The organism is Streptomyces torulosus (assembly GCF_001419765.1).
GTDB classification, from domain to species: domain Bacteria; phylum Actinomycetota; class Actinomycetes; order Streptomycetales; family Streptomycetaceae; genus Streptomyces; species Streptomyces torulosus.
In genome coordinates, this window is the sequence record NZ_LIRK01000208.1 from 1 (window position 1) to 25,896 (window position 25,896).

A 25,896-nucleotide genomic window follows, 5' to 3' on the forward strand; every position below is an offset into this window, starting at 1 on the left:
CCCCACCCACGGCCCCCTCTGCGGTTCCGCGCCCTCAGCCGCGTACCCCGCGTGCCCGGCGTGACACGACCGCGCGCAGGATGCGTCGTCCCTCCGTGGAGACGTCGAGCGCCTGCCGGACGGCCCCCGCGCCATGCCCGGCGATCAGCTCCAGGACGACGACCTGGCGCCGGAGTTCGGCGGCGACGAGATGTGACGCGCCGTCGGTGCGTCCCTCCCGGCACGCGTCGACGGCCTCCGTTCCGCCGCGGTCCAGCGGATCGAGCAGTTGATGGATGCGCAGCGCGGCGACGGAGCACACCTCCGCCCACGCGCGCAGCTCCGCGCCGGACCGTTCGTCGGGCACCGCGTCGAGCATCCGACGGGCGAGCCCGACGACGTCCTCCCCCTCGTCGGCGCCGTCGGGTGCGGTGCCGGCCTCCAGTTCACCGCGTATCTTCGCGACCCGTTCGCCCCAGCCGTCCCCGTCGTCCACCAGTCCCGCCCACAGCGGGCGCAGGACCTCGTCATCCCCGCCGAGAAGCGGTACGCAACGGTCCAAACAAGCCAGTCCGCTTGCCGCCAGACCGCGTTCGTCGGCCTGGGCGATCAGCTCCACCAGGCTCATCACGCCTCCCTCGATCCTGCTCGTCCTCGCTCGACAGGGCTCCGTATCCCAGAACTTCCCGGCGTTCCACCCCCACGCCCGTTAACGGAACCCGCACTTCCCCTTACTGCGTGCAACGGCCCGGGAGTGTCACAGCGGGACGACCCCGAGCCGGTCGAGCAACCGGAAGAGGATATTTTCAGCCAGAGGGTCCACCGGTCCAGGCTCCGAGGCCAGTACGTCGGCCAAAGCCTCCTCCGCGGCAACCCGTCCCGCCTCCGCCGCCCAGGCCACGGCCCGCTCGGCGGCGTCACGCGGTTCGAGGAAGTAGTCGTCGACGGTGAGCCCTTGGCCGCCGTCCCCGAGGTAGTCGGCCATGGCGGTCCGCCCCAGACAGGTCGTCCACGCTCCGCTCTCCGGTGCGGCGGCCTCCACCACGACGCAGTCGCTGTCCATGACGTAGCCGAACAGCGCGGGCGAACCCGTCTCCCGCGCCAGCGTGTTCATGTTCCCGACGTCACCGTCACCGCCGCCGGCGCCTCTCGGGCAGGCCCAGACCTGCCACCCGTCGGCCGCCGTCGTGCGCAGCGTCATCCCCCGCGCCCCGGCCAGCGCGTCCAGCTCCACGAGCGGCCGCTCGCTGCACGCCACGACGTAGTACCCCCAGTACCCCATGCCGGGAATACACCACAGCCGCACGGCGACCCGCCCCCGGAATCGGGCAATCCGCACGATTACCCGAAGTCGGCCTCACGTCGAGGAGCCTCGGAGAATGGCGCCGCACAGGGGCAGGGCGGGGACGGGAGCGGGAGCGGGAGCGGTCAGACCGTCACCGGCTCCGGCTCCGGTGCGAGCGGTCCGCTCCGGGCCTTGTCGTCCTGCATCCGGGTGAGCGTGAGGACGAAGAGGATGGCGAACCCTGCGGTCAGGATCTCGAAGGCGTCGGCGAACAGCACCAGCTGCGTGGCCGAGTGGAGTTCGTCCGCCGTCTCGGCCCTCGCGTAGGCCCGGGTGCCGGCCTGGCTGACGCCGTTGCCGATCAGCCAGAACGTCCACCAGGCGTTGACGAGCGCGTGCGACCGGCGCTTCTCCCACGGGCTGCTCGCGTCCCACGCGTCGATCGCGATCCGGCGCGGGAACCAGAGGTTCACGATGGGCACGAACCAACCGCCGATCGCCCAGCCGCGCTTCTTCTCGTGCCCGAACGGGTCGAACACCTCGGCGTTGACGCGCACCCGGTGGAACCACACGAGGAACACGACGACGGTGGCGAGGTAGGCGACCGACTGAGCCGTCCCGGTCATGGCGTACATCTGGTCGGCCCGGTCCGCGTCGGCCTCGACCGCCGAGCCGTAAGCGCCGTCCGCCATCCGGCCCAGGACGTCGAGCATGGTGAGGTCCGCCCACACGGCGACCAGGTCCGTGAGGGCGACCACGCCGAGCAGGATCGCCACGGCGCGCCCGAGGCCCACCGGCGACCGCAGCCAGGACGCCGGGGCCCCCGGACCGAACTGCGGCGCCCCGGCGGCGTGCGGGAGCGGCGGGGCCTGCGGCAGGCTCGGGCTCACGTCCGGGTGCTGGTCCTCGGCCTCGCAGGCCCGGCAGAGTTCTCCTCCCGGTGCCACGTCGAACTGCCGACAGCGTGTACAGGTCATGCCAAAGCCCCCCGTGCGACCGCGTCCCCGGGACGCGGAAGAAAGCGAATGCGGTGAAGGATGCCGAGCGCGGTCCTCCCCAGACCCTCACGCTCGGCGATCAGAACACGCGGAACATACGGTTCACCGGCCCCGCCCGTCCACCCCTTTCCCGCTCGCCCGCCGCTTCCTCCCGTTCCGCCCCTCCCGGCTCCACCCGCCCCGGCGCGCTCAGCTCACCTTTGCCGCCAGTGCCCGGAACTGCGCCCACGACAGTGTCGGCTTCGCCGGGTCCCACAGCTTCTGCGACAGCGCCCGCAGCGGCATGCGCACCCCGGCCGCCACCTGGGCCTCGGTCTGCCGGTTCGCGAGGTCGCACCAGACCGCGAAGACACCACCGAGGATCTGCTTGTCGTACTGCGCGGGCACTGCGGTCGTGCCGCGCAGCACCCGCGGGGTCCACGACTCGTAGATGCGCTGCCCGGTCGGGTAGAAGAACTGGTTGGGCTCACCGAGCACGTAGTAGAGGTACTCGTCGTTGTAGTTGACGACCTGCCGCCCGGCGCTGAGGTACTCGACCGGCTGCCGTGCCCCGATCTCCTTGCCCGTCCAGTAGGCGACCTGGATCCGCTTGTCCGCCTGGACGCGGCCGCCCCGGAAGAACCCGTCGTTCCACGCCCGCACCGTCCGGTCGTGGCCGCGCATCACCGCGGCCCGGTCGTTGAGCCAGCCGGTCGCCAGGTCGGCGACGGTGGCGCCCGCGCCGTACTTCGCCCGCGCGGCGGCCGCCAGCTGCGGGTAGGACGCCTCCGGGTTCGACGCCATCAGCGCCCGGTACTCGTCGCCGCCGAGGTGCCAGCGCGCGCCGGGGAAGAGGCCCGCGTACTCGTTCAGGAGTTCGTCGACGATCTTCGCGGCGGCGGGCCTGGAGATGTCGACGGCCCCGCGCGCGGCGACACCCTGCGCGTTGACCAGCTGCAGCTGGGGGTTTCCGGCGATCACGGCCCCCAGGTGGCCGGGCGAGTCGATCTCGGGGACGACCTCGATGTGGCGGCTCTCGGCGAGCGCCACGATCTTCCGCACCTGCGCCTTGGTGAGGTGCTGGTCCGACACCACCTCGGGATGGGTGGAGGACTCGATGCGGAAGCCCTGGTCGTCGGAGAAGTGCAGGCCGAGCTGGTTGTACTTGAGGTCGCCCAGCTCCCGGACGCGGTCCTCGATCCAGCCCGCCGTGAAGTGCTTGCGCGCGATGTCGAGCATGAACCCGCGCTGCGGCTTGGCGGGCTCGTCGTTGATCACGCCCTCCGGCGCCGTACCGCCGCCGCGCACCGTCTGCTTCAGGGTCCGGGTGCCGTAGAAGACCCCGGCCTCGGCCGGCGCGGCGATCCGCACCCGCCGGTCCTTCACCGTCAGTGTGTACGCCTCCGAGGCGGACTTCCCCGACCCGGTGAGCGCCAGCTCCACATCACCCTCGCGGGGCTTGGCGTCCCCGCCGTATGTCAGCCCCAGCTCCCCTGCGGTCAGCCGCCCCTCGTCGGCGAGCGCCCCGCTCCGCACCACGACCCGGCCGCCGTCGGAGGGGCGCCAGCCCGGCCCGCGGGCGGCCTGGTGCTGCCGTACCGCCGGAATGGTGCGCGGCTTCTGCGACAGGGCGTACGAGCGCGAGGGCGAGGGGGACGGCGTGGGGGTTCCCTTCGCGGCACTCACGGACGACGGCTCGTGCGAGGGCCCCGAGCCGCCCGCCGTCCGGGGGTCACCGCCCGGCCACACGGTCACCGCCACGGCGACGGCGCCACCCGTCAGGACGACCCCGGAACCCAGGAGCAACCCTTTCGACGTGATCGCCGTCCTCCTGCGGGGAGCCCGGCGCCGGCCACCGCTCACGACGCGCTCCCGGCCCCGGTCCTCATCCGCCACATCTCGCACACCTCTCTGCCGTCCTCTCCCCGTACCTCCCCCTCGAACCTACGACGTCCGACCACCCCACCAGTCCACCACAGAGTCCGAAACTTGCCCGACCGGGTGAATTTCGGGCATCGAACGGACAGCCCATGACCCACCTCGATAACGTGGTGGCACATCTCGCTCAGCCTGCTCTGCCGGCCCCTACGCACCGCCGAGGAACCACGCTGCCTCCGCACCGTCTCCCCCACCTCCCCGGCCGGGTCACCCTTCCGGAGCAGGCGCACACCCCGAGTCCCACGGCCGTGGAGTGGTTCAACCACGCCCCCGAGGACACTCTGCGCCAGTCCCTCCTCGGCTGTCTGCGCAGCCTCCGCTGGGCACACCGGCTCACCGACCACCGCCCGTACCCGGACCTGGACGCCCTGCTGGCCGCCTCCGACGAGGCCGCGTACGACCTCACGGCGACCGACCTCGCCGAGGCCCTGGCCGGCGAGACCCTCCCCTCCCTGCCCTCGGACACGTACGACGTGGCGCACACGGCCCTGAGCGCCGCCCACGCCGCCTACGAGGCCCGCTTCGGCCATGTGTTCGTCATCTGCCTGGACGGCACCCCTCCGGTGGAGCACCTGGACCGCACGCTGGAGGGCATCCGCTCACGTCTGGCCCACGATCCGGAGGAGGAGCGGGTCGTCGTGGCGGAGGAACTCCGGCGCCTCGCCGCGGAACGGCTGATCGGCTTCCTCCGGGGCGCGCCGCGCTGACCTCGTACGGCCCGGCCGCAAGGGCGAAACCGGCCACGGCGGGCCCCCACCGGGCGGCGGGCCGGCGACCCGCGGCCCGGATGCCGCCCGATACTCACCCTTACGTGCAGCCTTCGATGCCAGTTTGATCACACCGCCATACCCGGCTTAAGCGCCGCGCGCACACGTCGCTACGATGGCCAGGGCCGGTGGACCGTACCCGGCCGGGTCAGACCGACAGACAAGCCGGCCGGCCCCAATCCCGCTCCCGGAGGGTTCTTCCGTGCCGGCTGGAACGCTGTACCGCGGCCGGGAAGGAATGTGGTCCTGGGTGGCTCATCGAGTCACCGGCGTCCTCATCTTCTTCTTCCTGTTCGTACACGTGCTGGACACCGCTCTCGTCCGTGTCTCCCCCGAGGCCTACGACAAGGTCGTGGCCACGTACAAGACGCCGATCGTCGCGTTGCTGGAGTACGGCCTCGTCGCCGCCATCCTCTTCCACGCGCTCAACGGCCTTCGGGTGATCGCCGTCGACTTCTGGTCGAACGGCCCGCGTCACCAGAAGAAGATGCTGTGGATCGTCCTCGGCGTCTGGGCCGTGCTGATGATCGGGGCCCTGTACCCCGTCCTCGGTCACGCCGTCCGTGAACTGTGGGGGAGCTGACAGCCATGTCCACCACTGAGACCACCGCCTCCGGCATCGGCCCCGTCGAGGGCTCGGGCACCCTGTCGGGCTACGGCCCGGAGAACCCGGCGCCGCTCATCGAGCCGCCCCGCAAGCGCACCAAGAAGACCCCGAAGTCGACCCGCGGCAACTTCGAGATGGCCGCGTGGCTGTTCATGCGGCTGTCCGGCATCGTCCTGGTCGTCCTGGTCATCGGCCACCTGCTGATCCAGCTCGTCCTGGACGGCGGCGTCTCCAAGATCGGCTTCGCGTTCGTCGCGGGCCGCTGGGCGTCCCCGTTCTGGCAGGTCTGGGACCTGCTCATGCTGTGGCTGGCGATGCTGCACGGCGCCAACGGCCTGCGCACGGTCATCAACGACTACGCCGAGCGTGCGAACACGCGGCTGTGGCTGAAGGGCCTGCTGTACACCGCCACGGTGTTCACCATCCTGCTGGGCACGCTGGTGATCTTCACCTTCGACCCGAACATCCGCTAGGCACGGGGCTGAGGCAACCGATCATGAAGATCCACAAGTACGACACCGTCATCGTCGGCGCCGGCGGCGCCGGTATGCGCGCCGCGATCGAGTCGACGAAGCGCAGCCGCACCGCCGTGCTGACCAAGCTGTACCCGACCCGCTCCCACACGGGCGCCGCGCAGGGCGGCATGGCCGCCGCGCTCGCCAACGTGGAGGAGGACAACTGGGAGTGGCACACCTTCGACACGGTCAAGGGCGGTGACTACCTGGTCGACCAGGACGCCGCCGAGATCCTGGCGAAGGAGGCCATCGACTCCGTCCTCGACCTGGAGAAGATGGGCCTGCCGTTCAACCGCACCCCGAACGGCACCATCGACCAGCGCCGCTTCGGCGGTCACAGCCGCAACCACGGCGAGGCCCCGGTCCGCCGGTCCTGCTACGCGGCCGACCGCACCGGCCACATGATCCTCCAGACGCTGTACCAGAACTGCGTCAAGCACGGCGTGGAGTTCTTCAACGAGTTCTACGTCCTCGACCAGCTGATCACCGAGGTCGACGGCGTCAAGAAGTCCGCCGGTGTCGTGGCCTACGAGCTGGCGACCGGCGAGATCCACGTCTTCCAGGCGAAGTCCGTGATCTACGCGTCCGGCGGCTGCGGCAAGTTCTTCAAGGTGACGTCCAACGCGCACACCCTCACCGGTGACGGCCAGGCGGCCGTGTACCGCCGGGGCCTGCCGCTGGAGGACATGGAGTTCTTCCAGTTCCACCCGACCGGCATCTGGCGCATGGGCATCCTGCTGACGGAGGGCGCCCGCGGTGAGGGCGGCATCCTCCGCAACAAGGACGGCGAGCGCTTCATGGAGAAGTACGCGCCGGTCATGAAGGACCTCGCGTCCCGTGATGTCGTCTCCCGCTCCATCTACACGGAGATCCGCGAGGGCCGCGGCTGCGGTCCCGAGGGCGACCACGTCTACCTGGACCTGACGCACCTCCCGCCGGAGCAGCTGGACGCCAAGCTCCCGGACATCACCGAGTTCGCGCGGACCTACCTCGGCATCGAGCCCTACACGGACCCGATCCCGATCCAGCCGACCGCGCACTACGCCATGGGCGGCATCCCCACCAACGTCGAGGGTGAGGTCCTGGCGGACAACACCACCGTCGTGCCGGGTCTGTACGCCGCCGGTGAGGTCGCCTGTGTCTCCGTGCACGGCGCCAACCGCCTCGGCACGAACTCGCTGCTCGACATCAACGTGTTCGGGCGCCGGGCGGGCATCGCGGCCGCCGAGTACGCGCAGAAGGCCGACTTCGTCGAGCTGCCGGAGGACCCGCAGTCCCTGGTCGTCGAGCAGATCGAGCGGCTGCGCTCCTCCACGGGCAACGAGCGCGTGGCGGAACTCCGCCGTGAGCTGCAGGAGACCATGGACGCGAACGTCATGGTGTTCCGCACCGAGCAGACGATCAAGACGGCCGTCGAGAAGATCGCCGAGCTGCGCGAGCGCTACAAGAACGTGGCGATCCAGGACAAGGGCAAGCGGTTCAACACCGATCTGCTGGAGGCCATCGAGCTGGGCAACCTGCTCGACCTGGCCGAGGTCATGGCCGTCTCCGCGCTCGCCCGCAAGGAGTCCCGCGGCGGTCACTACCGCGAGGACTACCCGAACCGCGACGACGTCAACTTCATGCGTCACACCATGGCGTACCGCGAGGTCGGCGACGACGGCTCCGAGACCGTCCGCCTCGATTACAAGCCGGTCGTCCAGACCCGCTACCAGCCGATGGAGCGTAAGTACTGATGGCTACCCCTGTTCTGGACAAGGTCGAGGCGGAGTCCGCGGCCTCCCCGTACATCACGGTCACCTTCCGGATCCGCCGGTTCAACCCGGAGGTCTCGGCCGAAGCGGTGTGGGAAGACTTCCAGCTGGAGATCGACCCCAAGGAGCGTGTCCTCGACGGTCTGCACAAGATCAAGTGGGACCTGGACGGGACGCTGACCTTCCGCCGCTCCTGCGCGCACGGCATCTGCGGTTCGGACGCCATGCGGATCAACGGCAAGAACCGTCTGGCGTGCAAGACGCTGATCAAGGACATCAACCCCGAGAAGCCGATCACGGTCGAGCCCATCAAGGGCCTCACGGTCCTGAAGGACCTGGTCGTGGACATGGAGCCGTTCTTCCAGGCGTACCGGGACGTGATGCCCTTCCTGATCACGAAGGACACCAACGAGCCCACGCGTGAGCGGCTTCAGACGGCGGAGGACCGCGAGCGGTTCGACGACACGACGAAGTGCATCCTGTGCGCCGCCTGCACGTCCTCGTGCCCGGTGTTCTGGAACGACGGCCAGTACTTCGGTCCGGCCGCGATCGTCAACGCCCACCGCTTCATCTTCGACTCGCGTGACGAGGCCGGCGAGCAGCGGCTGGAGATCCTCAACGACAAGGACGGCGTGTGGCGTTGCCGCACGACGTTCAACTGCACGGACGCCTGCCCGCGCGGTATCGAGGTCACCAAGGCGATCCAGGAGGTGAAGCGGGCGCTGATCACGCGCCGCTTCTAGGACTCCCCGGCCGTCCTGGCCGTACGACGCTGAGGGCCCCGCTCCGGGATCGGAGCGGGGCCCTCAGCGTTGTCGCCGTACCTCACCGGGCCCGAGGGGCCCGGGTGGGGTGTCAGCCGCGCAGGACGCGGCCCTGCGCGTCGGTGCGGTCGTTGCTCGTGAGGAACAGGATGCCGTCGATCAGGGACCAGAAGCCCAGACCACCGCAGGTGAGCAGCTGGGCGACACCCACGCCCACGGAACCGACGTAGAAGCGGCCGATGCCGAGCGTGCCGAGGAACAGCTGCAGGATGCCGGCGACGATCTTCGACTTGTCGGAGTAGGGACGGCCCTGCGGGTCGTAGCCGAAGGGAGCGTCAGGGGTGGGGACGGTCATCGAAGTAACTCCTGGATGTACTGACTGAAAAGGCCGAAGCGGATTGCTTCGGGGGGAGTCCAGGAGGGAAGGCGCGGCAAAAACCGGCAGCAATCGGGCACGGCGAACACCGGCCGACGATCGAGCACGACGTAATCCCCCGTCATCCCCCCTGTCGCCGTTGCAGCGTAGTGAGGCGCATGGGACGGACGGGAGGGGAAACAGCCGATCGTTCCGATTCCGTGATCCGGTTCCAGCCAAGTTGCGACAACTGCGCGACGTAAAGCGGGCGTAAGGGATTTACGGCGGGCCGGGAAGGGAAGAAGCAACGATTCCGCGCGGATGTGCCGACCGTTCAGTGGAGATTGCGGACGACCGTCCAGGTCACCGCGATGCCCAGGATCAAGGCCTGGGTGCGGGGCTTCAGTTCGGGGCGCCAGCGGCGTCCGCGCAGCCCCTCGACGAACCAGCGGCCGAGCAGGACGAGCGCGAAGGGCGCGGCGAGCAGCAGCACCCGGTTGTCGTGCCAGGCGGCGGTGAACTGGCCGTGCATCAGGTCGTACACCATGCGGGTGCCGCCGCAGGCGGGGCAGAGCAGCCCCGTGACATAGCGGAACGGGCACTGGGGCAGCAGATGGCCGGGCTCGTGCGGGTTGGTGCCGTACACATAGGCGGCGCCCGCCAGCCCGGCGGCGGCCACCACGAGGGGGGCCGCCGCCGGGTGTCGCAGGACGGCGGGGCCGCGCTCAGCCACGCAGGACCCGCCCGTTGGAGTCCGTGGTGTTGCTGCTCGTCAGCAGGATGATGCCGTCGACCAGCGCCCAGATGCCGAAGCCGCCGCAGGTGAACAGCTGGCCGAGGCCGAGGCCGACGTGGCCGATGTAGAAGCGGCCGACGCCGAACGAGCCGAGGAACAGCGACAGGATGCCGGCGACGATCTTCGACTTGTCGGAGTACGGGCGGCCGTACGGGTCGTACCCGTACGGGGCGTTGGGGTCGCCCGTGTACGCGCCGCCGACCGGGGGCGCCTGGTAGCCGTAGCCCGGCTGGGCGCCCTGCTGGGGGTAGCCGTAGCCCGGAGCGGCGCCCGGCTGCTGGTAGGCGTCCTGCGGGTAGCCGCCCTGCGGAGCGCCGTACGGGTTGGCGCCCGGCGCCTGGCCAGGAGCCTGGTTCGGGTACCCGTAGCCGGGCTGGGGCGGCTGCGGGGGCTGAGCGGGCTGCTGGGGCTGCTCGGTCACGGTACTGACTCCTGCGTGTTGATTGCTTGAGCGGCTGAATATGGGCTGTCCGTCATATTGCAGGAGAGAGGGCCCCGGAGAGAAGTTGTTACCTCGTGGTCACAGCTGGCTGAGGATCGTCGGGTCCGTGATCTCCGTGTCCTTGGCGAGCAGCATCGCTTTGCTGAGGATCACCGCGAGCATGCGGTCCCCCTCATAGGGGAGATAGCCAGTCTGCGCCGTTCGGTTCCCGTCCGTGCCGCCGGTGGCCGATTTCGGCACGATGCACAGGTACTGGTCGTGGGGCGACCTCAGGATGTTGCCGGACCCCAGGTGGATCTTGTAGGTGTGCCGCTCGCCCCGGACGTGCAGGAACCGTCCCTCCAACGTGCACCGTTCGGCGATCGCCAGCCGCGGCACGAGCCGCTGGAGCAGCGCGCGACGGGTCTCGGCGCTCTGGTTCAGCTCGCCGAAGCCGTACGACGTCCAGTACTCGCGGAACCGGCCGTCGGGGCCGCCGTCCTGCCAGGTCGGGTCGTTGCCGACGCTGGCGACGCCCACGAACAGGTCGACGTCGCGCAGCACCTCGGAGAGGACGAGCGGGGGTATCGCGGTGAGGGGCAGGGGGTCGACCGGATCCCGCCCGTCCCGCAGCCACATGGTGTATTCGCCGCCGTAGCAGGGGGCGAGGTTCTCGGGGGCGTCGAGCGGATAGAAGCGCACCTGGTCGGTGCGCAGCCGCAGATAGCTGCCGGACTCGGTGGTGTCCTCGCCGTAGGCGTGGCCGTCGCCCTCGATCCAGTACTCGGCGCGCAGCCCCCACTCGGGCAGCTCGCGGGTGGCGGGCGGGGCCGAGTCGTCGACGCACAGCCGCAGTTTGTTGCGCCAGCCGCGGATCGCGGCGAGGGAGTTGAACTGGTGCTGGCGCACGATGTGGGCGGCGAAGCGGTTGGAGTAGGTGCCGGTGGCGCGTTCGGCGTCGGTGAGCAGGTACACCTCGCGGTGGGCCTGCTTGAAGGGCTGGGTGACCTGGTGCCGCTCCAGCCAGTCCCGCCAGGCGACGACCTCGGCGGTCTCCTTGCCGACGGGGTGCCACAGTTCGACGGTCGTGCCCCGGGTGACCGGGGTGTCGGCCAGGGTGCGCAGCTCGCCGTCCGCGAAGCCGGCGGACGTGCCGTCGACGGTCCACAGCAGGCGGCGGGCGAGCGTGCCGACGAGGGGATGGTCGAGGTAGCGCTCGCGCCAGGCGTCGTACTCCCAGGTGCGGCGGGCGAGGAACTGCCGGTCGAGGCGCTCGCTCTGCGCGGTGAGCATCTTGTCGATGTCCTTGACGGACGCCTTGAGTTCCTTCAGCTCGTCGGCGTGTGCGGTGCGGACGGCGGCCGGGACGCTCTTCACCGCCCTGCCCGTGGCGTTGCGCCAGCCGAGGACGGCTCGGCCGCCTTGGACGCCGACCAGGGCCGTGGCGTCGCCCAGCCGGTGCTCGGCGGAGCCGACCTCGGTCAGTCCGTAGGCCGGTACGGCGATCTCCTCGATCTCCTCCCGGGTGAGGCCGAGCGCGGTGGCGCGGGCGGTGAGGGCGGTGTCGATGAGTTTGGCGGTGTTCTTGTAGGTGACGCGGGTGGCGAGCCGGGCCAGTTCGGCGAGGGCGCTCTCGCTGTCGACGCGGGAGAGCGCGATGACACCGGCGTTGGCGACCTTGGGGCTGCGGGGGCCGATCCCGGCGGTCTTGCGCAGGGAGGTCTCGACGAGGGCGCCGAGGGCGCGGGCCGCCTCGGGGCGGGGCGGGAGGAGGGAGAGGAGCCAGGCGAGGCCGCGCAGGGCGTTGGCGTTGTAGGCGTCGAACGCGTTGTTGACGTCCGGCTCGTACGTCTGGCGCTCCAGCTCGATGGTGCGGGGGCGGCCGACGAGGGCGAGCCAGCCGAGGACGGCGGTGCGGACGCGGTCGGCGCCGAGCGCGTCGACGACCTCGTGGGCGCCCTCGTCCCACTTGGGGGTGGGTTTGGAGGCGGTGGCGGTCAGGGCGTACCGCAGGAGGGCCTGCCGGTCGTCGTGGCCGTCGGCGTCCGCCATGGCGCGCTCGGCCCATGCCTCGCCGACGTTGAGGACGGGATCGGTGAGCCGCCGGGCCATGGCGAGCATGTCGTCGCCGCAGTAGGTGTCCATGGCGGAGCGGCGGAAGACGGCGATGACGGGCGGCGGGAGGGGGCGGCCGGAGTTCAGCTCGGCCTCGGCAAGGACGTAGAAGCGGCTGGCGTGCCAGAAGGTGGCGCGGTGGCCGAGGCGGTCCAGCTCCTGCCGCCGCGCCTCGGCGAGGAGGGCCTCGGAGGCGTCGGGGGCGACCATGCCCAGCAGGGCGAGGGCGTTCGGCCGGGCGTCCGCGTCCTCGGCAAGGGCGTGGAAGCGGGCCGTGAAGGCGTGGGCGAAGCTCAGCCGGCCGGGGTCGGGCAGACCGCGCAGCTCGTCGAGGAGGTGTTCCCAGCCGGCGCCCCAGTAGCCCTTGTTGGCGACGACGGCCTTCATCGCCTCGTCGGCGAGCCGGTCCGTGTCGCCCGCCTCGATCCTGTTCCGTACCCGCTGGGTGAGGGAGCGGGGGGTGTGCGCCGTCATCAGCCACCCACCAGCGGGACGAGCTTCAGGAAGGTGACCTCGGTGCCGAGGGCGAGGTCGATCTCCTCGTCGAGCGCGGTGATCTGGCGGTCGCCGACGAGGACGAGGAAGCCGTTGCCCGCGAAGGCGCGCAGCGCCAGCTCGGTCTGCGTCTCGGGGTCGATCCGGCGGGACTCGCGCAGCGCGTAGCCGTTGAGCACGCGCTCGGTGTCCTCGGGCTGCACGAGGCCCTGGAACACCTCGTGCTCGGTGCGGGCGTTGAACTCCGCGACCTCCTGGAAGACGCGTCGGCGGATCAACTCGCCCGCGCTCAGCCGCTCCTCGGCGATATCGAGCCACCGGCTCCCGCCCCGCACCCCACTCGTCGTCTCGTCGACGAACGTCACCGTTGCCATGGGAGGACAGTAGGGGGCACCACTGACAACGGCCCCCGGAACGCGCGGCGTCGGGTGGCCGAAATACTGCGTAACTGCTGTGAAGCATGGGGGAGTTGAGCACAGACTTCGCTCATGAACTCCCTGAGGAAAGCCGCCGCCGCGCTGTCGGCCGCGGCCGCGATGCTGATCGCGACACCCCCCACTGCCTCGGCGACCCCCACCCCGCGCGACATGTACGGCGGGACCTTCGTGAAGGAGAACTTCAACCGGCTCCCCCTCGGCCCCGTCACCGGCGGACGTGGCTGGACCACCGACACCGCGAACGGCTCGCTGACCGTCGAGCGGGCCGCCGACGGGCGAGGCCGGGAACTCCGGATCCACACCGAGGGCAACGGCCGGGCCTTCATGGTCTTCCCCGACCTCGCTCCGCCCGGCAACAGCCTCTGGGCCCGGATACGGCTGCGGGTCGACCGGTTCCCGAAGCTGCCCGACTGGGCCCACTGGACCCTCGCGGAGGCGTCCGGCTCCGACTCCCCCACCTTGGTCCGCCCGCTGGGCGGCCAGTACGCCCCCACCGACAAGGGCAACTTCTACGGCGTCGGCTCCGACCTCGGCCCCACGGGTGACTGGACGAACTGGCGCACGTCCGCGCCGGCCGCCGACGGGGCGTGGACCTGCGCGGAGTTCCACCTCGACGCCACGGACAACCGGGTCACCGTGTACTTCAACGGTGTCGAGCAGCCCGACCTGACCGTCTCCACGAAGCAGCACGGCGGCACGGCTGACGACTTCGTCTTCCCGACGTTCGACAAGCTGAGGCTGGGCTGGCAGCTGTACCAGGCCAACCCCAGCCCGTCGTCGTACGACGTGCGGATGGACGACATCGCGCTGAGCACGCGGCGGGTGGGGGGTTGCGGGTCCTGAGCCGGGGCCCGCGTCAGTCGACGCGGGCCACGACCAGGGCGATCCGGGACTCCGCCAGATAGAAGTGGTCGGGGAAGTACTCGATGTGCAGGTGCTCCCCCGGCACACCCTCCTGGCACAGGCCCCGGACGTTCTGGCCCAGGACCTGCATGGACTCCCGGGAGCCCGTGAAGGTGAGGGCCTGCGCCTCCTCGTCGAAGGAGATCTCCACCGGCCCGTGGGGCGTCGTCCGCGCCCGCACGCCCGCGAGATGGCGAGCGTACGGGGAGGGGTCCGCCCCCCGGCTGGTGGTGATCTCCGCGTCGTCCCGGTTCAGGGCGTCCGCCCACGCGAGAAGGGCGTCGACGGTCCCGGAGATCTCCACCTCACCGGCGTCCTCGGTGGCACGGACGATCAGGTCGGACTGGATCACGGAACGTCTCCCGGTCTCGCGGTGCTGATGTCGATCGGTGTGTGGGGATCCGCCAGCGGTCCCGACCGCACCGTCTGACCGTTGATCTGGGTCTCCAGGTTCAGGTGGGGGCCGTACTGCTGCACGTGCGGGGACTTGAGGTTGATGTCGAACCGGGCGATCTGGGTGATCTTCCGGCCGGCCGCGTCCCGGAACGTCCTGATGAACTGCCAGCCACCACTGCCCGAGACCACGACCCGGCCCTCACCGCCGACGAAGGCGGCCGCCCGCGACACCGCCTCGTCCATCGAGATGGGGCAGCTGGAGTTGTGGACCAGGACCGGCGTGTGCCCGGCCAGCACATAGTACGTGTGCAGGTCGGCGACGGTGAGGTTGTAGGTGCGGGCGTGCCTGGCGAAGGCGCGGTTTCCGGTGACGATGACGGTGTCGCCGGCGTCGGTGAGCAGGGTCATCCCCGACGCGAGGTCGCCCGCCTCGATCCAGTCGCCCTCGGACGGCGACCAGAACGGGTGCTCGTGGGTTGCCGTGAGCTTCTCGACGCCGTCCTCGGTGGCGATCGACAGTTCGTTGAAGTACTTGTCGGACTCCGTGACGATCAGCCGTGTGACCTTCCGCGGCCCGGACTCGCCGGTCTCGGGGTCAAGGGCCTGGACCTCGTCGCCGAGTTCGACGTCCTCGATGTCCTTGGTGGTGCCGTCGGCCATCAGGACGTCCGTGCCGGCCAGGAAGCACTTGCAGCCGACGGGCAGCCCCCGTCTCCCCGATCCGCCCTTGGCGGCCCGGCCCTCGGCCGCGACGGCGGCGCCGCCCCTGCCCCCGGTGACCAGGGCGCCGATGAACCCCTCGATCAGCTTGCCGCGCTCGAACGCCTTGGCGTCCGCGACGCACTTGTTGAAGTTCTCGACGCAGTAGTTGGCGGCGATGCGCTTGGCCTCGCCCACGTCGTCGTGGCGCAGCAGGTACTTGTACGCCTGGCGGCAGGCCTCCCGGCCGAAGCACGCGTTGCCCGGCCCGGAGTTCTCGTAGACGGGGGTGACCCAGTAGTCGGTCTCGGGCGAGTCGCCGTTGGGGCTGTTCATCAGGAAGTGCTTCAGCAGTTCCTGGAGGTCGTTCGTCTTCGGTGTCTGGCTCTTGGTCCACACCTTGGTGGCGGCCTGGGTCTCCTCCCAGCCCCCGGTGGTCGTGGAGTAGAGGAACTTCCCGTCGTTGTCGTAGCAGGCCGAGGTGGTGCAGCCGGGCCCGTGGTGCGGGTCCGCCCAGACGGAGTCGGGGTTGTTCACGCTGCAGCCGTCGCAGAACAGGCCCGACGGGTCGGAGTTGGTGACGGGGCTGTTGTTGCTGTAGGCGTACCCGTTCATCTGCAGCGGGTCGGTGACGTCCATGACGGGGTCGGCGGAGAGGAAACGACCGGAGTTCTGGTCGTACTCGCGGGCGCCGACATGGGTCAGGCCGGTGGCCGTGTCGTCGATGCCGACGCCCAGGTAGCCGCGCTTGTTGGGCCAGGCCGACGGCTTCGTCCCGCGGACCTCGCCGTACGGCTTGAAGGCACGGCGGGTGACCGGCTGGCCACTGGAGAGCGCCACCGAGGTGTCGGAGGTGCCGAGATGGTCGGCGAGCTGGACGGCGAGCTGGTGCCCCGTCGTGGCGCCGTTGCTCGCGGTCCGGGTCACCGTCGGCGCGCCGGGCTGGACGTAGGAGCGGGAGGCGCGGCTGATGGTGCCGGACGAGCCGGTCGTCACCTCGGTGTCGCCCAGGTAGAGCGTCGACCCGGAGGGGGAGTTCTCCAGGATGCGGTTGCCGGCGGCGTCGTAGACGTAGCTCGTCTTCTTGCCGTCGTCGGTGATGGTCTCCAGCTGGTTCTCGTACGTCCAGGTCAGGTTCTGGGTGGTGGCGGCCAGGTCGCGGACCTCGGTGTTGCCCACGGCGTCGTACGTGTAGGAACTGCCCTTGCCGGACGGGGTGGAGCTGATCCAGCGCACCGTGTGCGGCTGCGCGGACTCGTAGCCGTAGGTGTAGCCGACGTTCTTGGCGGGGTCCGCGGGGTCGTGTTCCGTCATCGAGGCCCGGTTGCCCAGCCAGTCGAAGGTGAACGACTGACGGTAGGCGGTCCCGCCGGTGGCGACGGTCGCGGCGTCGGGGGCGGCGGCGGCCAGCGTCGCCGTCAGGGTCGCGTCCGGGCCGGTGGTGTCGCTCGCCTCGTCGGGTGCCTCGGCCACGGGTCCCGAGGAGGCCGCGTAGTCGGTGCGGTGGCCCCACGCGGTGCCGTTGGAGGCCTTGCAGCCGTTGCCGGCCCCGGTGGGTGTGACCTTGGAGGTCCAGGCATGGACCAGCTCACCCAGCACGTCGTAGGTGAAGCACTGGGTGTCCCAGACCGAGGTGCTCGGGTCGCCGAGCCGCCGGGCGAGGGAGGTGATGGAGCCGGACTGGTCGTAGGAGTAGTAGCCGTCCGAGATGCGGTGCGGGCCGGAGGTCTCCCGGTCGGCGACCGTGCGTTGCAGACGGCCGGTGTGCGGGTCGACGAAGTTGGTGGTCCAGACCCGGTTGGGCTGCGCGCCCGACACGGTGCGCAGGACGTCGCCGAGCGGCGAGTAGGTGACGTCGGAGGTGTACCAGCTCAGACCCGAGGTCGACTCGGCGAAGCCGTCGCCGTTGTAGCGGGTGACGACCTTCTCCTTCGCCAGCCCGCCGACGGCCGGAAGGGTGACCGACTGCTGCTTCCCGGTCGGGGTGTAGGTGTACGCGTAGGCGTAGGTGCCCGCGAGGCCCGTCGTCATCGGGTTGGAGGGGATGACGGTCTCGGTGCCGGTGGGCCGGTAGTCGGTGTCGTAGCCGGTGACGCGGCTGATGTAGTCGCCGCCCGCGGTGTGCCGGGTCGAGGCGACCGGCTGGCCGAGCGCGCCGGACAGGGTGTCGTAGGTGAACGACAGGACGGGCGTCGAGGAAGAACCCTCGCGGACGGCCTTGACCCGGCCCAGCTCGTCGTACTCGGTGTGCGTGGTGCGCGACTTGGCGTCCGTGACCTTGTTCGGGCGGTCGGCGCTGTCGTACCAGGTCTCGGTGCGGCCCATGTCGGGGTCGGTGACGGAGGTCATCCGGCCGCGGGCGTCATAGGTGTACGACCAGGTGCTGCCCGCCGGGTCGGTGACCTTGCTGCGGTTGCCGCGGGCGTCGTACTCGTAGGAGGTCGTGCGTCCGGCGGTGCTGCTGTCGTCCTTGACGTAGTGGCGGACCGCGGTGACCCTGCCCAGGGCGTCGGTGTACGTCCGTGTCTTGGGTGCGGTCGAGCCGGGCGGGTTCACGAAGGTCGTGGTGTCGGTGTACGTCGTGTACGTCGCGAACCGGAAGTCGCCGTCGTGGTACGTCGACAGACGGACCTGCCGCTCCATGCCGTCGTACCGCTTCTTGAGGTAACTCGGGATCGCCGTCTTCGATCTGGGCTCGAAGAGCGCGGCGGCGGGCTCGCCCTTGGCGAGGTAGGCGCCGGTCTGCTCGTCGACGAGGCCGTGGTCGTTGTAGCTGACGTCGGTGACGATCCGGCCGGGCCCGTGGGCCTCGGACTGGGTCTGGACCTGCCGCATCAGACCGTCGTAGAGGGTCACCTGGCGGCTGTAGGAGCCGTTGTCCTTGAGGGTCCGGGTGGTGACGGCGGCCGGGCGGGTCTGCGCCGAGGTGGCGATCGCCGGCTGGTAGGCGATCTCGACGTCCGGGGTCTTCCCTCCCGACGAGCGGGACGGCGACCAGCCCTTCACGAAACGTCCGAGGGCGTCGTACTCGTTCTTCGTGACCCGGCCGTTGGCGTCGGTGACCGTCAGCGCGAGGCTGCGCCCCGGGTCGAAGGCCGTGGTGACGGCGTGGCCCTTGGCGTTGATCGTCCGCACCGAGGTGACCGGCCCGCCCTCGTCGGCGGGCGTGTACTGGGTCTCGGCGGTGCCCACGCCGGGCTTGGAGACCGTGCGGATCCGGCCCAGGGGGTCGTACGTGGTCTTCGTGACGAGGGAGTAGGAGGTCCCGGCCCCGTCGACGCCCGCCGCGGACGTGACGAGGCCCTTCGTCGGGGCCTCACCGTAGGCGAGGTTGTCGTAGCTGTTGCGGACGGCCCGGATCAGCTTGGTCGCCGGGTCGGCCGAGTCGTACGCGGCGCAGGACGTGCCGGTGCTGCGCTGCTCCTTGGTCAGCCCGATGAGCCAGGCGGAGGTGTTGTGGACGTACGACGTCCTGGTGCACGTCTGCTGGGAGAGGGTCTCACCGGAGCCGTTCGGTTTGACGACGGCGGTCTCGACCTGGGTCGGCAGGCCGTAGGTGTCGTCCACCTCGGTGAGCGTGCGGACGGCCTGCCAGCTGCTGTCGACGGTCTGGATCTCGTCGGTGCGCCTGACCCCGCCGCGGTGCGCGAGCAGCGGGTCCATGTCGGCGCCGTTCTCGGCCTCCCGGGGCCGGGACGCGGTCTGCTTGGACCAGGGGAAGTTGAGGGTGCGCCGTTGGACGCGCTTGTCGGAGTTGAGGTAGGCGATGGTCTCGGCGATCTGGCCCGCGTACTGCGGCGCGTCCTCGTCGACGAGGGTGTGTGTGCCGGTCGAGTCCTTCACCGTGCCGCCGACGCCCTGGAAGTAGCGGGTCTCGGAGTACGACTGGGACTGGGGGTCGCCCTGCTGGGAGGTGGACTTGCTGCCCTTGGTCACCGCGACCTGGCGGTAGCCGCGCCACTGGCTGTGCGTGCGCAGGGCGGGGCGGGTGAACTCGTCGTCGTTCTTGGCCCAGGCGGGACCCGTGTACGTGTACTTGGTGACGATGGGCTTGCCGTGCGAGGTGACCTTGTCGGTCTCGGTCACGGAGTGCACGACGTACTTGTTGAACCAGGACTTCGCCGGGGTCTTCTCGTCGCCGTCGGGGGACCAGCGCAGCGGGTAGCAGGTGCCGTTGCTCCGGCCCTTGTCCTCGGCCGGCTCGGTGGCGCAGCCGCCCTTGTACTCGACCTCGATGTCACCGCCGTACTCGGTGGCGACGGTGCCGATGCGGGGCCGGGTGAAGGCGGGGCGCTGGTCGTTCGGGCCGGTGAGGACGAGGTTCGGCAGCTGGCGGTCCTGGAGCTGGGTGCGCAGCGGCGAGGTGGAGCCGACGGAGTACTCGGCGAAGCTGACGCCGTCCTTGTGCTGGAGGGTGCCGGTGGTGTCACCGGGGGCGAAGCCACGGCGGGTGATCGAGTTCAGCCAGAGGCCCGGGGAGGTGTCGTACCAGTCCTCGGGGAACGACTGGTGCAGCTCGTAGGTGTCGACCTTGCCGAGGCCGGTCTGGCCGGCGCGGGCGCCCTTCGTCGTGACGGTGTCCAGGCGCATCTGCGTCCAGAACGACGGGAAGGCGGGGCACAGCTTCGACGTGGACTTGCAGTTGAGGTTGCCGGGCGTGTCCCACCAGGGGCGGTACGCGCCCGGGTCGTCGGTCTTGGCGAAGTTGGCGGCGTCGCAGGCGGTGGTGGACTTCAGGCAGCGCTGCTTCACCCCGAACTCGACGGTCGCCGACGGCTTCGTGAGGTCGGAACGCATGCCGTACTCGATGACCGTGGGGTAGGCGTGACGGTCGTACTGCTCGGGCGACTTGAACTTCTTCTTGACGGCGTAGTGGTTCGTCTCCTGCTTCCAGCTGACGACCATCGTGTTGCCGTGCACGTCGACGACCTTGTCCAGGCCCCAGCGCCAGGCCTGCTTCTTGCCGGCCCCGCAGCGGGAGTCGGCGAAGGCCGTGGCGTGGCAGGGCTCGCCCGGGTGGTTGCCGAAGACGGGCACCGTGGAGACGGAGTCGGTGTCGGCGTGACCGCCGCCGACCTTGTTCAGGCCGAAGTGGTACTTCGTGCCGTCCCGTGTCGTGACGATCCAGTACTCGCCGTTGTTGTCGCCGTTGCTGCCGCCCGTCCTCCGCTCGACGCGGGTGCCGTCGTCGTTCTGCGGACGGTAGACCTCGGTGTCGGTCTCGGGGTCGCTGCCGGAGGGCGCGTCCCGCACCAGTTCGACGGTCCTGCCGCCCAGCGACATCACCGCGTTGTACGACACCCAGCACAGGTCGTTGGTCTTGTCCTTCTTGGCCGTGTTGTTGGCCGAGCCGGACTTCATCGCCTTGCGGTCGTCCTGGCAGGAGCGGTAGCGGCGCTCGATGTGGCCGGGGTCGTAGTCCCAGCCCTCGCCGATCCAGGAGGACTGCGGCGAGGAGACCGCGACACGGCCGTCCACCGTCTGGGAGTTGTAGTCGAAGGTGACCTGCGGCGCGGGTCCCGCCGGAGCCGCCGGGATCGACAGCGGGTACGACCAGGTGAAGGCGCCGGAGGAACCGCCGGCCGCCCACTTGCCGTTGGAGACGAGCGGGGTCGCCTTGAAGGTGCCGCCCGCGCCGCCGCCCGAGTCGACCGCGCCGACGACGGCGGCGTCACCGGTCGCGGCGACCGGCGTGGCGGACGCGCCCGCCGTGCGGTACGCGGCCTGCGCGACGGTGGGCCCGCCGGACTCGGCGACCTTCGCGGCGGCCGCCGGGGTGACCGTGCCGTCGGCGGCGGTGTCGACCGTGGCGGTGATCGACTGGGTCTTGGTGTCGTTGACGGTCTCCAGTTCCTCGTACTCCTGGCACGCCTCGACGTCCGGCGTGGTCAGGTAGCACTCGGGGAACTGGACGAAGCGCAGCCGGGAAGCCCAGTCGGCGCCGTACAGGTTCCTGAACTTCGCGTAGTCGAGCTTGACGGAGACCGGGACGGACCCGGTGGCGGGTGCCTGGACCTTGACCACGGCGCCGTCGACGCCCTGGGCGACGGTGGAGGCTCGGTCGTAGACCTGGACGGCCCAGGTGCCGGTGGGCGCCGCCTGGTCGGGGGCCTGGCCGAGGCTGACGGGGAGGTCCTCGACGGGCTTGAGGTCGACCTGCTGGGCCGTCGAGGCGGTGCGGGCCGAAGCCGTGCGGGCCGCCGAAGCCGTGCGGGCCGAAGCCGTGCGGGCCGAGGCGGGGGTGGTGGTCGCGGTGCCGCCGAAGCTGACCGTGCCGGTGTCGGGGAGCGGTGCGGTGGCGGTGCCGGCCGGGGCCTGCTCCAGGTCCTCGGGGACCTCGACCTTCAGGGTCTCCAGGTCCCGTTCGAACGTCTCGCCCGTCAGGGGCTTGTCCTGGTCGAGCGCCTCCAGGTCGAGGGTCTCGCGGCCCTTCTCCGCGACAGCCGGATCGGGCGGCAGGGCCAGGGACTGGGCGGGTAGGAGGCCCACCAGCAGGGCCGCGCCGATCGCGGGCACGACGGCTCTGCGCAAACGGGCACGACGGACATTCGAGTAGCGACCGAACACGGCGAGGTCCCCCCGGACCACTCGAGGCGGGCCAGGAACAGACCACGCGTGATGGCGTATCAGATGCCGAGGATTCTGTGGGGCTTGTGTGAAGTTTCGCTAGATCATCCGTACGTATGTGATGACCGCCACGGTGCGTAAACATGGATAGCGGCCAGTGGGGCCCAGATACGGGATATGCCGAGGTAAGGGAAAGGCCCGCCCCTCCGCGATCAATCGCGTAATTCACCAGTTCCTCTGGCAAATAACCATCGAATCGCGGGAGTTCAGGAACATTTCGCGGCTTTTGACGGCAACCGTCGTGGCCGGTAAGCGACTTGTTCACCGCCTGCCGCAACCACCTTTACGTACCGCCGCCTTGATCCGCTCAATCCCCCGCCACGGCTGCGAAGCGTGACGACGGCCCGCGCATAGGTCATCATCGGCTCGCCCGGCCGAGCCCTGCCCGTGCCGGTTCCAAGGGGGAAGGGGGAACTCGCCCGATGACGCGCAAGGAGCGCAACTGGCGTCGCGTGCCCGGCAGACGCACCACGGCCGCCGTACTCACCGCGGCGCTGGCCGCGACCGGCATCACCTTCATCGGCCTCGGCCTGGACGAGCCCGGCTCGCGCGGCGGCCCGGACGGCGCAGGTCGCAAGAAGCCGGTCGGGGAGGCCGCCGCGCTCGCGCGGGCGGCCGAGACCGGCAGGCCCGTCGAGGTCACGGCGGCACGTACGGCGAGGTCCACGACGTGGGCGCGTCCTGACGGCCAGATGGCGAAGAGGCTGTACTCGTCGCCGATCCGGGCCAAGGTGGGCGGCGAGTGGAAGCCGATCGACTACGACCTGCGCCGCACCGCCAAGGGCTGGGAACCGAAGGCCACGAACGCGAGAATGGTGTTCTCGGCCGGGTCGAAGGCCGCGCGCGGCGAGGACGGGCAGGACGACAAGCGCGCTTCCCGCGCCGGTTCCGGCGTCCGGCGAATCTCCCTGGTCAAGGGCGTGCGCACGGCCGCCGCCGCGGACGCGAGCCCCCTGGTCACCCTCACCGTCGACGGCTACGCCATCCAGTTGACCTGGCCGGGCCCGGTCCCCGCCCCGATCATCGACGGCTCCCGCGCGCTGTACCCGGAGATCCTCCCGGGCGCCGATCTGGTGCTGACCGCCGACGACGACGGCTTCGCCCAGTTGCTCGTGCTGAAGAACCGCACGGCCGCCGCCGACCCTCGGGCCCAGCAGCTGTCGTACGGCATCACCGCCGCCGATCTGACGTTCCGGCTCGACCCTGTGACCAGCGTGCTGAGCGCGGAGAACGCGTACGGCAACGAGGTGGCCGTCTCGCCGACCCCGCTGATGTGGGACAGCTCCGGTTCCCCGGCGGTGACCGACGGCCAGGTCGGGGCCACCGCGCAGCCGACCACGGAGGAGAGCCCGGAGCCCACCGCGCCGGCGTCCGACGAACCGAGCGACAGCCCGAGCCCCACCGAGGGGCTGATCGAGACCGACGAGCAGGGCGACACCAACCCCGAGACGCTGCCGCCGGCCACCGACGGCCCCGCGCCGACGGTGCCGGAGTCCCCGCTGCCGTCCGCGCCGGCCGAGCCGACGCCCGCGCCCACCCAGGGCGGCTCGGCGGCCACGCTCAGCCTGCCCGGCCTGGACGGACCCTCGCCCGACTCGCGCGGTGAGCTGGTCGAGGCCGATCTGTCGGGGGCGAACTGGGTGCTCACCCCGAACACGGAGTTCCTGACCGACCCGGCCACCAAGTACCCGGTGTTCGTCGACCCGTCGGTGAAGAAGCACACCCAGAACTGGACGACCGCCTACAGCCGGCACCCCAACGCCACGTTCTACAACGGCAAGGGCTTCAACAAGGGCGGCACGCACGAGGCCCGCGTCGGCTTCGAGTCGGACACCTGGGGCACCTCGCGCTCCTACTTCAACATCGCCTTCGACAAGGACCTGAAGGGCACGAAAATCACGAGTGCGAAGCTGCGCATGCTGGAGACGTACTCCTGGTCGTGCAGCTCCCGCTCCATGAGCGTGCACCTCACGGGCCCGGTCAACGGCAAGACCAACTGGAAGAACGCGCCCAAGCTGAGCGACGGCAACAAGTTCGCGACCAAGAGCTTCGCGCACGGCTACAAGTCCGGCTGCCGGGACGCGTACGAGACCTTCGATGTGCGCGGGGCCGCGCAGAAACGGGCCGACGAGGGCAAGGACACCATCACGTTCGGTCTGCGCGCGCGGGACGAGCACTCCCAGTACTCGTGGAAGAAGTTCCAGGCCAACGGCGACAACGCCCCCGTCCTCGAACTCGTCTACAACCGCAAACCCACCCTCGACGCCAAGTCGCTCGACCTCGGCCCGGACGCCAAGTGCACCACCACCGAGCCGTACGTCCGCATGGGCTCGGGCAACCTGACGTTCACCGCGCGGGGAGCCGACAAGGACAAGAACCTCGACTTCCTCGACTTCGACCTGTGGCCGACCGGCAAGTGGGACTCGACGCATGATCTGCTCGGCTCCACCGGCAAGGTGTCGGTGGGCGGTGACAAGGACGTCGCGCTGCGCACCACCAGCGGCTTCTCCACCAGCAAACTCACCAACGGCACCCTGTACTCCTGGCGGGTGCGGGCCGTGGACGACGCGAACTCCAGCTCCGGGTACGCCCCGGCCAGCACCCCTTGCCGCTTCGTCCTCGACACCACCGCGCCCAAGCCGCCGAAGGTCAGCTCGACCGACTTCCCGAACGCGGACGGCGCCGAGAACGGCTTCGGCAACGACGCCGAGGACGCCAACTGGTCCACGAAGAAGTTCGGCACCCCCGGCTCCTTCACCGTGCGCGCGCTCAACACGGACGTCGTCCGCTACGAGTACGGCTTCAACGCGCCGAGCTACCCGTTCAGCGTGAACCGCACCAGCGGCACGGCCACCACCGTCAGCGCGACCCTCGCGAACGCGAAGCCGCCGACGGCGGGACCCAACGTGCTGTACGTGCGCACGGTGGACGCCGCGGGCAACCCCTCGCAGCCGACGAAGTACTTCTTCTACGTCACCCCGCGCGACCAGGCCGACTCCCCCGGCGACTTCACCGGGGACAAGCTGCCCGACCTGATGGTGGTCTCCGACGCCGGCAACCTGGTGATGTACCCCTCCCAGGCCACCAACGACCTGGCCAAGGGCACCGGCGACCTCGACTACTCGATGTCCGGCGCCTACCGGGCGAACCCCGACAAGGACCCGAACGGCGACGACCTGCCGGCGTTCGTCGCGGCGCCCGCCGGCCACTTCAAGGGCGCGCTCATCACCCACAACGGCGACATCTACGGCGGTGACGGCCTCCAGGACCTGGTCGTCCGGCTCGGCGACAAGCTGTGGGTGTACCCGGGCGACGGCTACGGCGCGGTCAACATCGACCGCCGGGTGGAGATCCTGCTCCCGTCCAACGCGCCGAACCCGTCCACCCTGACCCAGATCGTCTCGGCGGGCGACGCCACCGGGGACGGCCGCACCGACTTCTTCGCCACCATGGGCGACGAGCTGTGGGCGTTCACCGGGTACCACGGCGCCACCATCGACCAGGCGATCCGGCTCTCGTCCTCGCCCTGGACCGAGCGGGACATCGTCAGCGTGGCGGACTTCAGCGGCGACGGCGTGACGGACCTGATCTACCGCAGCGACGTTTCCGGCCGCCTGCTGTCCCGCAAGGGCGTCAAGGCGAGCAGCGGCACGGGCACCGACCTGAACTCCCTGGCCGCCGCCGCCAACTCGGCCGACGGCGAGGACGGGATCTACGGTGCCTCCGGCTGGGGCAGCGGCAACATCTATCTGCTGGCCGGCACGCCGGACGCCAACGGCGACGGGATCCCGGACATCTGGACCGTCCACACCAACGGCACCGTCCGCTTCTACACCGGCAGCCGCACGGCGATGTCCGGTTCGGGCACGGAGATCATCGGCTCGGCGAGCTACTGGAAGACCCGGACCGCCATCGGCTGAGGCCACACCTCACGGGTGAGGCCCGACCTCACGGGTGAGGGCAGAAGCCGACCGTACGACCGAGGGGCCGGCCGCGGGAACGACCGCGGCCGGCCCTTCGCGTTTCTCACGTTGCCTGCGCCTCTCGCCCTTCTCACCCTCCTGGC

Annotated in this window: 18 protein-coding genes; 7 read left to right on the top strand and 11 right to left on the bottom strand. The window is 70.4% G+C overall.

The annotated features are described in order from the left end of the window. Window positions 1-34: 34 nt before the first annotated feature. From AOK23_RS15450 to AOK23_RS15465, 4 genes are all read right to left on the bottom strand, one after another. Window positions 35-607 (bottom strand): hypothetical protein, encoded by a 573-nt coding sequence (locus tag AOK23_RS15450; protein ID WP_055713297.1) that lies wholly within the window; start codon window positions 605-607, stop codon window positions 35-37. A gap of 129 nt (window positions 608-736) precedes the next feature. Then, window positions 737-1,261: a hypothetical protein gene (locus AOK23_RS15455; protein ID WP_055713298.1), complete on the bottom strand. Its 525-nt coding sequence runs from the start codon at window positions 1,259-1,261 to the stop codon at window positions 737-739. 146 nt (window positions 1,262-1,407) lie between these two features. Continuing rightward, the gene (locus AOK23_RS15460) at window positions 1,408-2,241 is read right to left on the bottom strand and encodes a DUF4328 domain-containing protein (RefSeq protein ID WP_079049495.1); all 834 of its coding nucleotides are present in this window, start codon (window positions 2,239-2,241) and stop codon (window positions 1,408-1,410) included. 210 nt (window positions 2,242-2,451) lie between these two features. Continuing rightward, complete coding sequence (locus tag AOK23_RS15465) at window positions 2,452-4,047, bottom strand: beta-N-acetylhexosaminidase (protein WP_055713299.1); 1,596 nt, start codon at window positions 4,045-4,047, stop codon at window positions 2,452-2,454. Window positions 4,048-4,271: 224 nt separating this feature from the next. On the opposite strand from AOK23_RS15465, the gene AOK23_RS15470 reads away from it, so the two are divergent. The 5 genes from AOK23_RS15470 (at window position 4,272) to AOK23_RS15490 (ending at window position 8,565) form a co-directional block, all read left to right on the top strand. After that, window positions 4,272-4,886: a 2-oxo-4-hydroxy-4-carboxy-5-ureidoimidazoline decarboxylase gene (locus AOK23_RS15470; protein ID WP_055713300.1), complete on the top strand. Its 615-nt coding sequence runs from the start codon at window positions 4,272-4,274 to the stop codon at window positions 4,884-4,886. Window positions 4,887-5,148: 262 nt separating this feature from the next. Next, on the top strand, window positions 5,149-5,529 hold the full coding sequence (gene sdhC / locus AOK23_RS15475; RefSeq protein ID WP_079049496.1) for a succinate dehydrogenase, cytochrome b556 subunit: 381 nt from the start codon (window positions 5,149-5,151) through the stop codon (window positions 5,527-5,529). Window positions 5,530-5,534: 5 nt separating this feature from the next. Beyond that, window positions 5,535-6,026, top strand: coding sequence for a succinate dehydrogenase hydrophobic membrane anchor subunit (locus AOK23_RS15480; protein WP_055713301.1), 492 nt, complete (start codon window positions 5,535-5,537; stop codon window positions 6,024-6,026). A gap of 23 nt (window positions 6,027-6,049) precedes the next feature. After that, entirely contained in the window at window positions 6,050-7,804 is a 1,755-nt protein-coding gene (gene sdhA / locus AOK23_RS15485) for a succinate dehydrogenase flavoprotein subunit (protein WP_055538322.1), read from the top strand. After that, on the top strand, window positions 7,804-8,565 hold the full coding sequence (locus AOK23_RS15490; protein ID WP_055713302.1) for a succinate dehydrogenase iron-sulfur subunit: 762 nt from the start codon (window positions 7,804-7,806) through the stop codon (window positions 8,563-8,565). The genes sdhA and AOK23_RS15490 overlap by 1 nt, the downstream gene beginning before the upstream one ends. Before the next feature lie 112 nt (window positions 8,566-8,677). On the opposite strand, the gene AOK23_RS15495 is transcribed toward AOK23_RS15490, so the two are convergent. From AOK23_RS15495 to AOK23_RS15515, 5 genes are all read right to left on the bottom strand, one after another. After that, window positions 8,678-8,941, bottom strand: coding sequence for a TM2 domain-containing protein (locus tag AOK23_RS15495; RefSeq protein ID WP_055517347.1), 264 nt, complete (start codon window positions 8,939-8,941; stop codon window positions 8,678-8,680). Window positions 8,942-9,275: 334 nt separating this feature from the next. Beyond that, a complete protein-coding gene (locus tag AOK23_RS15500) occupies window positions 9,276-9,674 on the bottom strand; it encodes a DUF2752 domain-containing protein (protein WP_055713303.1) in 399 nt (132 codons plus the stop codon). Further along, entirely contained in the window at window positions 9,667-10,158 is a 492-nt protein-coding gene (locus AOK23_RS15505; protein ID WP_055517341.1) for a TM2 domain-containing protein, read from the bottom strand. Before AOK23_RS15505 ends, AOK23_RS15500 begins: the two co-directional genes overlap by 8 nt. Before the next feature lie 99 nt (window positions 10,159-10,257). Continuing rightward, window positions 10,258-12,747 carry a DUF4132 domain-containing protein gene (locus AOK23_RS15510; RefSeq protein ID WP_055713304.1) on the bottom strand — a complete coding sequence of 830 codons (2,490 nt, stop codon included), beginning with the start codon at window positions 12,745-12,747 and terminating at the stop codon, window positions 10,258-10,260. Next, window positions 12,747-13,142 (bottom strand): hypothetical protein, encoded by a 396-nt coding sequence (locus AOK23_RS15515; protein WP_055713305.1) that lies wholly within the window; start codon window positions 13,140-13,142, stop codon window positions 12,747-12,749. The genes AOK23_RS15510 and AOK23_RS15515 overlap by 1 nt, the downstream gene beginning before the upstream one ends. Window positions 13,143-13,256: 114 nt before the next feature. On the opposite strand from AOK23_RS15515, the gene AOK23_RS15520 reads away from it, so the two are divergent. After that, window positions 13,257-14,048 (top strand): hypothetical protein, encoded by a 792-nt coding sequence (locus AOK23_RS15520; protein ID WP_055713306.1) that lies wholly within the window; start codon window positions 13,257-13,259, stop codon window positions 14,046-14,048. 13 nt (window positions 14,049-14,061) lie between these two features. Here AOK23_RS15520 and AOK23_RS15525 read toward each other — a convergent pair whose 3' ends face one another. Then, window positions 14,062-14,460, bottom strand: coding sequence for an Imm32 family immunity protein (locus AOK23_RS15525; RefSeq protein ID WP_055713307.1), 399 nt, complete (start codon window positions 14,458-14,460; stop codon window positions 14,062-14,064). After that, a complete protein-coding gene (locus AOK23_RS15530; protein ID WP_240496398.1) occupies window positions 14,457-21,734 on the bottom strand; it encodes a polymorphic toxin-type HINT domain-containing protein in 7,278 nt (2,425 codons plus the stop codon). The genes AOK23_RS15525 and AOK23_RS15530 overlap by 4 nt, the downstream gene beginning before the upstream one ends. Window positions 21,735-22,252: 518 nt before the next feature. Between AOK23_RS15530 and AOK23_RS15535 the strand changes: the two genes are divergently transcribed. Continuing rightward, complete coding sequence (locus AOK23_RS15535) at window positions 22,253-25,750, top strand: DNRLRE domain-containing protein (protein ID WP_055713309.1); 3,498 nt, start codon at window positions 22,253-22,255, stop codon at window positions 25,748-25,750. Window positions 25,751-25,896 lie beyond the last annotated feature (146 nt).